The organism is Rhodoferax sp. P1_F3, from assembly GCF_056405715.1.
In genome coordinates this window covers 419,926-430,213 of the sequence record NZ_JBFUBO010000002.1, presented here as the reverse complement: position 1 = coordinate 430,213, position 10,288 = coordinate 419,926, and the positions used below count along the sequence as shown (strand labels likewise).

The window sequence follows — 10,288 nt, the reverse complement described above, 5'->3', positions numbered from 1 at the left end:
CGCCGATAAAACACACACCTCAGGGGCAGCCTGCGGATTGTTTACATTTGGAATGCGGCAGGGGCTGTGCCGTGTGAAAAATTTCACACGAACCCATACCAAAAAAGGCAACTCAGAAACGCGTTATGGAATGGCGCGTGCGTTGTGCCATTGCAAGGTCACCTGGAATCCACCGTGCGACGGATGCTCGGCAGACACAGTGATCCGGTGCTTGTCGGCCACCTGTCGCACCAGGGCCAGCCCCAGGCCATAGCCCGCGCTCGTAGCGCTGCCTTGTGCATAGCGCTCGCTCAAGGAGCCCAGGGCTGAATCCTTAAACCCGGGCCCCTGGTCGTGCACCGCCAATAGATAGCCTTGTGAGGTGGCATCCAACGACAGGGTGACGGTGCCCGTGCGCGGGCCATGGCGCAAGGCATTCCAACCGAGATTGAGCAGCACACGTTGCAACAACCGTGCATCGCCAAGCACCGGCGCGCAATCCAGCACACAGCGCCGCACAATGCGGCCGCCCTGTGCGGTGGCGTCTTCCCACAGGTCATCGGCACTCTGGTGCAGGATTTGCACCAGATCCACCTCGGCAAACAAGGCCGGGTTGAGCGCCTCAGCCCGACCCATCAACAAAAACTGCTCGGACAGGTCCAGTGCTCGGCGCGCGCAGGCGTCCACACGCGCCAGCATCTGGGCCTGATCGTCGGCATGGTCTGCACGCAGGTTGTCTGCCAGGGAGCGCAGTGACAGCAAGGGGGAGCGCAGATCGTGCGCCAGATGGCGCATCATGTCCTCGCGGTGCTGGCGCGCCTCGGGGGCACTGCCATCGGTGGTGAGCGCGGCCGCAATGTTGTCCACCGCGCGGCTGATCGCGTGGATGCGTGATTCGACTGGATCAAAGAATCCGCCCCCGCGGGTCGCCAGAGGGCGCGCACGGCCAACCTCGGACAGCGTGGCAATGCGCCCCGTCTCGCGCGTCAGGGCGCTGAGGCTGGCCTCCAGGCGACGCCAACTCCACAGCGGGTAGGCCAGCGCCATGGCCGCGATGGGCGCGGCAGGAGGTATCCAGACACCGCCCCATTTGAGCGATGCACCGGAGGCCAGCGCTACGCCCACACAGGCTGTGGCCGTAGTGAGCAGGGCGACGCGTGGACTGGTCACCAATAGCAGCAACAACAGGCCCCACAGAAACAGCAGCGACAGGGCCAGGCGCGCCACACCGCCCAGGGGCTTGGGCGCCAGGTTGTGGAGCAGCCCATCCAGCACATTTGCAATGAACTCCACGCCGGGCATGGTGCCATTGGTCCCTGCTAGCGGGGTGATCAGGTTGTCCCCCAGGCCCGTGGCCGTGGCACCAACCAACACGATGCGGCCTTCGATGTCCTTGGCGGGCACGCGCCCCTCCATCAGAGCAGTGAAGGAACGGCGCTCGAAATGCCCCGGTGGGCCGGCAAAAGGCGCCAACCGGGCACCGCCCTGAACCAAGGTCTTTTTGTCTTGCGGCTGAAACAGGTCCCTCAGCACCTGGGCCACATGGGGATAGGCCACGCCGTTGGCAAACTCCTGGGCCATATAACGCCGGCTCACACCATCACTGTCCACCAGCGCTTGTGAATGCCCGAGGCGCGCCGCGGCCACCAAGCCGGGTTCGGGCAATATCGCGTCGTCCTGCGCGTCAGACATAAACATTGGCAGCACTACGCGACCATGGCGCCCTATGGCCGCAGCCAGTTCCACGTCGGCTCCGGGGTCATCGCGCTGCGCACCCGAGAAGATGACGTCCAGCAACACAGGCCCGGCGCCGGCTTCAGTCAAGCGGTTCAGCGCATTACCCAGCACACGGCGCGACCAGGGCCAACGGCCCCAGCGCGACAGGCTGTCTTCGTCAATGGACAGGATGAGGATGTCGTGTGGTGCCGGGCGACTCGACAGGGTAACCGTGGTGTCGTACAACCAAAAATCCACCCGGTCCAGCCAGCCCCACTGCACGGTGCCCACAACCAGCGCGCTGAGCAACACGGCCAGAATGGCCAGCTCTCGCAGGTGACGCCGCAGTCCCCGCTTCACAGTGCGCTCACAGCGCGGGCGCTAGCAACAAGAGCAACCACCAGCCATACTGTGGTTTGCGTGGCACCTCAAAGTGCTGCGCATCCGACCAACTGCCCGCGCTGCCATCCGGCAGGACCACCTGGGTGCGCACATAGTGCACGCCTGCGGCGGGCGTGGGCAGGTCCAGGCGAGCGCCGGGCACCTGTTCGTCGTATTCAGGCTGAGCAAAATCATCGGTCGGCGCTACCTGCACGCGGTGGCGAAAACCCGCCGGGCCCGACCAGGCGAGCTGCACGTTGTTTTCACTCACGGCGGGGGCGGCCATCACCGAAGGCACCAGCACGGTAAAGCTGGACGGGTCGCCAAACGGACCATGGCTGCCGTCGGGCCGCAAGGTGGCAACGCGCCAGTGGTAGGTCCCGGGTTCCCACGCGGGGTCCATCGCCAGGCGGTTGTTATTGCCCCCTTGCGCGTCCGCACGGTCCGCCAGCAGGTCGGCAAACTGCCCATCGCGGGCCACTTGCACCCGGTAGGCGGGTGCCTTCGCCAGCTGGGTCCACACCAGCTCGGAGGGGCGGGCCACGCTGGCGCCCGGCCCTGGTGACATCAGCACGGGGGGCTCGGGCCGAGCACGCAGGGCAAAGGCTTTCTGGGCCTCCAGGCCTTCCAGGCCCTGGGCGTCGATGGCACGCACGCGCACAAAATAATCAGCGTCCGGCAGGCCTTGGAGCAACCAGCTGGGCTCGGCGGTGCGAGCGTCTTGCAACAGGCGCACAAAGCCGGCGTCTTCAGCCACCTGCCAGCGCCAGGCTACGGCATCGGCTAGCGGCGGCAGACTGAGGTTTTGCGCGATGCGCTCAATGCGCTGTGGCAGGGCCGAGAGGTCGGCCGCGGGCAACAAGGGCACCACGGCGCCCAGCTGGCCGCCGTCTGCGCGCAGGCCCTGTGCGGGCTGCAAGCTGGCGTGGCCCGAGGCGCCGTCCACCGCCACCACGCCCGAGAGCACTTCATGGTGGCTGGTATCGCCCTCTGCCGCCACGCGGAAACGCGTGCCGCGCACCGCCGTGACCACACGCGGGGTGCGAATCTCGAACCGCGAGGCAGGGTCCTTCAGGACAGGCACCGTGCTGTCAGCCGCACCGGTTTGCAAATCGATAGCTGTGGCCCGCACCGCGGTACCCGAGACCTCGCGCGACACCCCCAGCCCAGCTTGCGTGCGCGGCGGAAAGACCACGGTGGCGCCATCGGGCAAGCGCAGCGTCAGGGTGCCAGCAGTCCCCGTATCAAACTTGTCACCCGCCTTGAGCTGCAGACCCGGCGACAACAGGCTGGTGGTGCCCGATAGCAGACCCGTGACCACGCCCTGCACATGGACCACTTCGGCCGAACGCTCGGTCCAGCGCAGCAGCGCAAAGGGAATGCGCAGACTGAAACCCGGTTGCAGGCGCGTGTCTTTGGCGATGCGGTTCAAGCGCTTGATCTGCGGCCACTGCCCCGGCTCGCGCAGGTAGCGTTCACACAGCTTGATCAGCGTGTCTCCCCGGGCAATGGTGATGGTCAGCGGCTCATTGGCTTGCGCTTGCAAGCCACAGGCCAGCAGCAGCCCTGCCAGGGCCATGCGGAGTGCGGTGGGTTTAAGAGACGAGGGGTTCAAGGCGGTAACCATGGGCGTAAACAGAAGTGATGCGCCAGCCATGGGCGGGCAGGTCCAGCGCGGTACGCAACTGGCTGATGTGGATGTCCAGAGTGCGGGTCTGGATCTTGGTGCTGAGGCCCCACACGGCCTCCAGCAAATAGGCGCGCGACAGCAGCTTGCCAATGTTGCGGAACAAGACCAGCGCCAGCTGGAACTGGCGCAACGTGAGTTCCACGGTTTGCCCCTGTAACTGCAACGAGCTGTTGACCGGGTCCAGCACATAGGGGGGAATGGTCAGTACGGCCGTGGCCTCGCGCTGGTCGACCCGGCGCTTGAGGGCTGTCAACCGCGCCAGCAACTCCGCTTTGCGCGGGGGTTTGACCAGGTAGTCGTCGGCACCTTGGCTCAGGGCCCGCACGATGTCTTGCTCGGTGTCGTAGCTGGTGAGAAACAGCACGGGAATGGTGTCTTGTCGCTGCCGGATGGCTTCAATGACCTGCAAGCCCGTCATATCGGGCAAGGCCCAGTCCAGGATCAGCACATCATAGGTTTCATGCACGATGGCGCGCAAAAAACGCTCTCCCTGTGCATACACTTCGCAGCTGTGCCCCGCCTCTTGCAGGACCCCCACGGTGGCGGCAGCATGGTCCTGCTCGTCTTCCAAAAGACCGACTCTCACGATGAACTCCCTGTGGTGGCCCTGTGTTGCCAGCGGCGTAGTCTATCGTTTGCCCGCTGTTTCTGGTGCTTGACCAGCGGCACAATGGGGGAATTAGATCGACCATCGTACTTTCTTGGAACTGTCATATGGCTGCAACATCTCTTCCCCACCCTTCGCTTCCCGAAGTCCGTGCCCGGCCCGTGCCATCCGCCCTGCTAGACGCATTGCAGTCTCGCTTTGGCGCACAGTTTTCCACCGCCTTGGTGGTACGCGAGCAACACGGGCGTGACGAATCGGCGTTTGACATTCCACCGCCTGCAGCCGTGGTGTTTGCGCAAAGCACCGTAGACGTGAGTGATGCCGTGAAACTGGCGGCGCAGTACTTGGTCCCGGTGATTCCTTTTGGCGTGGGTTCGTCGCTGGAAGGGCACCTGCTGGCCGTGCAGGGCGGCATCAGCCTGGACGTGAGCCGCATGAACGCCGTGCTGTCCATCAACGCAGAAGACCTGACGGTGACGGTGCAACCCGGCGTAACACGCAAGCAGCTCAACGACGAGATCAAATCCACCGGCCTGTTCTTCCCCATTGACCCCGGTGCGGACGCCACCATTGGCGGCATGAGCGCCACGCGCGCCAGCGGCACGAATGCCGTGCGCTACGGCACCATGCGTGAGAACGTGTTGGCGCTGGAAGTGGTGACGGCCAGCGGCGAAGTGATTCGCACCGGCACACGCGCCAAAAAAAGCAGCGCCGGCTATGACCTGACGCGCCTGCTGGTGGGCAGCGAGGGCACGCTGGGCGTGATCACCGAAGTGACCGTCAAGCTCTACCCCTTGCCCGAGGCCGTGATGGCGGCCACCTGCTCTTTCAACAGCCTAGCCGATGCGGTGAACACCACCATCCAGATCATCCAGCTGGGTGTGCCGATTGCGCGCTGCGAGCTGCTGGACGCCAACACCATCCGCATGGTCAACGCGCACTCCAAGCTCACGCTGCGCGAAGGCGCCATGCTGCTGATGGAATTCCACGGTTCGCCCGACAGCGTGAAGGAGCAGGTGCAAACGGTGCAGGACATCGCAGCCGAGTTTGGCGGCGCGGCTTTTGAGTGGGCCGAGACACCCGAGGAACGCACCCGCCTGTGGACCGCGCGGCACAACGCCTACTTTGCGGGTGTGCAGTCACGCCCCGGGTGCAAGGCCATCACCACCGATGCCTGCGTGCCCATCTCGCACCTGGCCGACGCGCTGCTGGACAGCGTGACCGAGGCGCAGGAAGCTGGCATCCCCTACTTCCTGGTCGGCCACGTGGGCGACGGCAACTTCCACATGGGCTATTTGATTGACCCTAACCTGCCTGCCGAGCGCGATCTGGCCGAGAAGCTCAACCACCAGTTGGTGGCACGCGCCCTGAAGCTGGGCGGCACCTGCACCGGCGAGCACGGCGTGGGCCTGCACAAGCAGGGTTTTCTGGTGGAAGAAACCGGTGTTGGTGCGGTGGACATGATGCGCACCATCAAGCGCGCGCTGGACCCGCACAACATCCTGAATCCGGGCAAGATCTTCGCTCTCTAACGTCTAACGCGGGCTTACAGCACCGCCACCTCGGCAATGGCATTCGCCATGTATTCGATCTTCTGCTGCATGTCGGCTTCGGAGTCGGCAAAGCGCTGGGCGACGGCACGGAACTCGTCGTGGATCTGCAGGAAGGCGTCGACCATGTCGGGGTCGAAGTGGCTGCCGCGGGCCTGGGTGATGATCTCCACGGCTTTCTCGTGCGGCACGCCGTCCTTGTAGACCTTGTTGCTGATCAGTGCGTCAAACACATCGGCCAGCGCCACGATGCGGGCCGACAGCGGAATCTGCGCGCCCCATAGGCCCTTGGGGTAGCCGGAGCCGTCCCACTTTTCCTGATGGCACAGCGTGATTTCCTTGGCGATGGTGAGCAGCGGTGACACGCGGCCCAGCGTCTTCTCGGCGCGCGCCAGCGCGTCGTGGCCCAGCGTGGTGTGGGTCCGCATGATGGCGGTTTCTTCGGGCGTCAGCCGCCCGGGCTTGAGCAGGATGCGGTCGGGAATGCCCACGGAGCCCATGTCGTACATGGGCACACTGGCCAGCAGCAGGTTCACGTACTCGGGCGTCAGCACCTCGGCATGGGCGGGAAATTTCTGCAGCTCCGCGCACAGCAGGCGCACATAGTTTTGCACCCGCAGGATGTGGCTCTCGGTGTCGGACTCGCGCAGCTCGGCCAATGTGGCCAGCGCAAACACCACCACGCGGCTGGCGTGCAGGGCTTCGGCGGCGTCGCCCAGGGGCAGGGTTGATTCGGGGTTCATGCGGTTCCTCCTGTGGGCGCAGACAAGGGCGCCCGGTACAGCCACACCATTTTGCCACCGGGCGTGCGCCAGCTGGCGCTTGTTGTGGCCTGTGTGGCCTCAAATTCCAGGCTCACCAGCCAGGCGCCGGGGCGCAGCTCGGCGCGCGCCTTGTCCACCGCGCGGCCCATACTCTCGGGGCGCTGGAACAGATACACCAGGTCATAGCCTGACCAATCGGCTTTCCAGATATCGCCCTGTCGCACACGTGCCCAGGGGCAGCGCAGCGCACACAGGGCGCGCAGCGGCCAACTCCATTCGATGCCATGCAGCACCGCCTGCGGGTAGGCCAGGCGCAGCGCCTGCAGACCATGGCCCAGACCGCAGCCGGCGTCCAGCACCTGGGCACCGGCGCGTAGTGGCGCGTGGGCAGGCAGCTCGGCCAGGGCGTTCTGCGGGGTGGGAAACAGCGGCGCATCGCGCCAGGCGTTCATGGGGTAGACCAGCAGCAACAGGGCCAGCGGCACCAGCCAGGCCCAGGCCGGCACGGCGTTGCCGCCCACCAGCCCCAGCGTAAGCGCCAGCGACACCGGAAAACCCGCCGCGATCAGCAAGCGGCGCCACCAGCTGGCGCCCCACAGGCTCAGCAACACACCCAGCGCACTGGCCAGCGCCAGCGACCAGTGCAGCGCCAAGCCATGCTCCCACAGCGTACGAAACAGCGTCCAGCTCAGCCCCCATGCCACGATGGCCGGCAGCGGCCAGGGCCAGGCAGCAGGGTTCAAGCGATGCCAGGGTTTAGGGGTCAAATCAGTCTCCAGCCCCTATAGGATCTGCGCCAGCAGCTCTTCTTTTGATAGCAACTAGCGGTTGCCACCAGGTGCCAGGCGCTCGATCAGACCGTTGAGTTCGTCGAGTGAACCGAACTGGATCACCACCTCGCCCATCTCTTCGACACGGCCGTGGCGCTTGACGCGCTTTTTCACCACCACCTCCACCTGCGCCATGAGCAGGTCGGACAATTCCTCTTCCACGCGTTTCAAGTCACGCGATTTTTCCTTGGTCGGCTTTTGCGGCGTGAGCGAAAACTCGGCGCTCAGCTTCTTCACCAGGCTCTCGGCCTCGCGCACCGACATCTTCTTGGTGGCGATCTGGTTGGCCGCGGTGATCTGCGTGCCGCGGTCCAGCGCCAGCAGCGCACGCGCGTGGCCCATGTCGATATCGCCGGCCATCAGCATGGTCTGCACCGGGTCGGCCAGGTTCAGCAGGCGCAGCAGATTCGATGCAGCGCTGCGCGAACGGCCCACGGCCTGGGCCGCGGTTTCGTGCGTGAGGCCAAACTCCTTGATCAGGCGCTGCAGGCCTTGCGCTTCTTCCAGCGGGTTCAAGTCTTCACGCTGAATGTTCTCGATGAGCGCCATGGCCGCGGCGGCCTCATTGGGCACATCGCGCACCAGCACGGGCACGCTGTCCAGCCCGGCCAACTTGGCCGCGCGGAAGCGGCGTTCGCCGGCGATGATTTCATAGATGGGCCTTTTGCGGCCATCGCCGATGTGCTTGGCCGCGTCCGCCTCGTCGAGCTGGCGCACGAGGATGGGCTGCATGATGCCCTGGGCCTTGATGCTCTCAGCCAACTCGTACAGCGCGCCCTCGTCCATGCGCGTGCGCGGTTGGTAGACGCCGGCCACCATATCAGTCAGCATCAGCGTGCTGGGCGTGCCTGGGTTGGCAGGTGTTGCGTCTCCGGCAGGCGCGTCCTTGACCTTGGGGCCCAGCAAGGCTTCCAGTCCCATTCCCAATCCCTTGGGTTTCTTCGTGACCATATTTCTTCTTCCTTACTTCTAATTCGCCGACTACTTTTCTAGCGTGGCATCAAACGGGACCCCGCACTTAATGCATTTGGGTAAAAACAAAGTGTCGGTTTCATATTCACTATTTCGGGTCAATGCAACACCACAAAATGGGCACTTGGGCCGTAAAAAAATCATGAAAAACAGCGCCACAGCCGATCCCAATGCGAGGAATCCCCAAACAAACGTTTCCCAGCCATAACAAAGATACATGGTCAGAGTGATCGGCCCGACCATCAATACGGCAGTCCAAAAACAGGTCTTCGCGCGTCGCCGCATCTGGGCGATTTCCTTGATGGCTGCAGCGCCGTTTTTCCGATCTGCTCGCTTCATCTTTTACGATGCCCCAAGTGCAGCGTCGGACAAGCGAAGCATCCGTGCGTGGCCATCGGCCCAATCACCCAAGCCGGTGTCGGCGTTGATGTGGCCGGCCGCGCCGTAGTCCACAAACTCGGCACCCCAGGCGGCGGCAAATTGTTGGGCGCGGGCGAAGCTGCAATACGGGTCGTTTTGGCTGCCCAGCAGCTCGGCGGCAAAGGGCAGCTTGTCCATCACGATGGGCCACCAGCTTTTGAGTGCAGCGCGCAGCTCTTCACGCTCGGGGTCGCCAGGCGCCACCAAAAACGCGGCCTGCACCTTGTGCGTGTTTTGCGAATGCTGGGCCCAAGCCGCGGTAAGCATGCAGCCCAGGCTGTGCGCCACCAGCACCACGGGCGTGGGCGCGGCGAGCACGGCCTCTTCCAGCTGCATCATCCAGTCGCCGCGCAGCGGCTGCATCCAGTCGTGCTGCTGCACGCGCGTGTAGCCATGCAGCGCTTCCCAGCGGCTCTGCCAGTGGGCGGCACCGGAGTTTTGCCAGCCGGGCAGGATGAGGACGGTGGGAGCGGACATGGTTTGCTATGAATTCAGGAGCTATTTGCGCAATATTGACGGGGACTAGAGGCCTATTTGGCTTAAAAACTGCGTCACATGGCCTGGATGCGGTCCACCATCTCTTGCGCGAAGGTGACGAAGGCCTGCGCGCCCTTGGAGTTGGGGTCGAACACCACGCCGGGCACACCGTAGCTGGGCGCTTCGGCCAGGCGCACATTGCGTGGAATCACGGTGTTGAACACCTTGTCGTCAAAATGCGCTTTGAGTTGGTCGCTAACGTTCTGCTGCAGCGTGATGCGCGGATCGAACATGACGCGCAGCAAGCCGATGATTTGCAGATCGTCGTTGAGGTTGGCCTTGACCTGCTTGATGGTGTTGACCAGATCGGTCAGGCCTTCGAGCGCAAAGTATTCGCACTGCATGGGCACAATGACGCCGTGGGCACAGCACAGGCCGTTCAAGGTCAGCATGCTCAACGACGGCGGGCAGTCGATCAGCACAAAGTCGTACTCGGCATCGACCACGGCCAATGCCTGCTTGAGGCGCTTTTCGCGGCGCTCCACTTCCACCAGCTCCACCTCGGCACCGGCCAGTTCGCGGTTGGCGCCCAAGATGTCGTAGCCGCAGCCGCCTTCGATGAGCTTCTCGCTCGTGGTGCGCGCCTCGGCCACCGAGGCGGATTCGAGCAGCACGTCGTAAATGGTCAGCTCCAGTTTGCGCTTGTCCACACCCGAACCCATGGTGGCGTTGCCCTGTGGGTCCAGGTCAATCATCAGCACGCGCTGCCCCACCTTGGCCAAACCCGCCGCCAGGTTGACCGTGGTGGTGGTCTTGCCAACGCCACCCTTTTGGTTGGCAACGCAGAAAATTTTGGCCATAGAGCGCTTTACGTGAAGAGACTAGAAAACCGGAGCAGAGGG

The 10,288-nt window shown here is 64.1% G+C and carries 10 protein-coding genes; 1 reads left to right on the top strand and 9 read right to left on the bottom strand.

Features of this window, described 5'->3' with window-relative positions; genetic code table 11:
• Positions 1–123: 123 nt before the first annotated feature.
• From AC1DZ5_RS04715 to AC1DZ5_RS04705, 3 genes are read right to left on the bottom strand one after another with little or no spacing between them, the layout of a single operon-like run.
• Positions 124–2,055, bottom strand: a complete 1,932-nt coding sequence (locus AC1DZ5_RS04715) for a CHASE2 domain-containing protein (RefSeq protein ID WP_477886568.1) — start codon at positions 2,053–2,055, stop codon at positions 124–126.
• A gap of 7 nt (positions 2,056–2,062) precedes the next feature.
• Positions 2,063–3,703 carry a FecR domain-containing protein gene (locus AC1DZ5_RS04710; protein WP_477886566.1) on the bottom strand — a complete coding sequence of 547 codons (1,641 nt, stop codon included), beginning with the start codon at positions 3,701–3,703 and terminating at the stop codon, positions 2,063–2,065.
• Positions 3,672–4,352 (bottom strand): response regulator transcription factor, encoded by a 681-nt coding sequence (locus AC1DZ5_RS04705; RefSeq protein ID WP_477886564.1) that lies wholly within the window; start codon positions 4,350–4,352, stop codon positions 3,672–3,674. The genes AC1DZ5_RS04710 and AC1DZ5_RS04705 overlap by 32 nt, the downstream gene beginning before the upstream one ends.
• Positions 4,353–4,480: 128 nt before the next feature.
• On the opposite strand from AC1DZ5_RS04705, the gene AC1DZ5_RS04700 reads away from it, so the two are divergent.
• Positions 4,481–5,905: an FAD-binding oxidoreductase gene (locus tag AC1DZ5_RS04700; protein WP_477886562.1), complete on the top strand. Its 1,425-nt coding sequence runs from the start codon at positions 4,481–4,483 to the stop codon at positions 5,903–5,905.
• A gap of 14 nt (positions 5,906–5,919) precedes the next feature.
• Here AC1DZ5_RS04700 and AC1DZ5_RS04695 read toward each other — a convergent pair whose 3' ends face one another.
• The 6 genes from AC1DZ5_RS04695 to AC1DZ5_RS04670 all read right to left on the bottom strand — a co-directional run bounded on the left by AC1DZ5_RS04695 (position 5,920) and on the right by AC1DZ5_RS04670 (position 10,246).
• Entirely contained in the window at positions 5,920–6,666 is a 747-nt protein-coding gene (locus AC1DZ5_RS04695; RefSeq protein WP_477886560.1) for an HD-GYP domain-containing protein, read from the bottom strand.
• Positions 6,663–7,454, bottom strand: a complete 792-nt coding sequence (locus tag AC1DZ5_RS04690; protein WP_477886558.1) for a class I SAM-dependent methyltransferase — start codon at positions 7,452–7,454, stop codon at positions 6,663–6,665. The genes AC1DZ5_RS04695 and AC1DZ5_RS04690 overlap by 4 nt, the downstream gene beginning before the upstream one ends.
• 54 nt (positions 7,455–7,508) lie before the next feature.
• A complete protein-coding gene (locus tag AC1DZ5_RS04685; RefSeq protein WP_477886556.1) occupies positions 7,509–8,468 on the bottom strand; it encodes a ParB/RepB/Spo0J family partition protein in 960 nt (319 codons plus the stop codon).
• Between the two features lie 30 nt (positions 8,469–8,498).
• The gene (locus tag AC1DZ5_RS04680; protein WP_477886554.1) at positions 8,499–8,828 is read right to left on the bottom strand and encodes a hypothetical protein; all 330 of its coding nucleotides are present in this window, start codon (positions 8,826–8,828) and stop codon (positions 8,499–8,501) included.
• Positions 8,829–8,831: 3 nt separating this feature from the next.
• A complete protein-coding gene (locus AC1DZ5_RS04675; RefSeq protein WP_477886552.1) occupies positions 8,832–9,386 on the bottom strand; it encodes an RBBP9/YdeN family alpha/beta hydrolase in 555 nt (184 codons plus the stop codon).
• 74 nt (positions 9,387–9,460) lie between these two features.
• Positions 9,461–10,246 carry a ParA family protein gene (locus AC1DZ5_RS04670; RefSeq protein ID WP_477886550.1) on the bottom strand — a complete coding sequence of 262 codons (786 nt, stop codon included), beginning with the start codon at positions 10,244–10,246 and terminating at the stop codon, positions 9,461–9,463.
• Between the last annotated feature and the right edge of the window lie 42 nt (positions 10,247–10,288).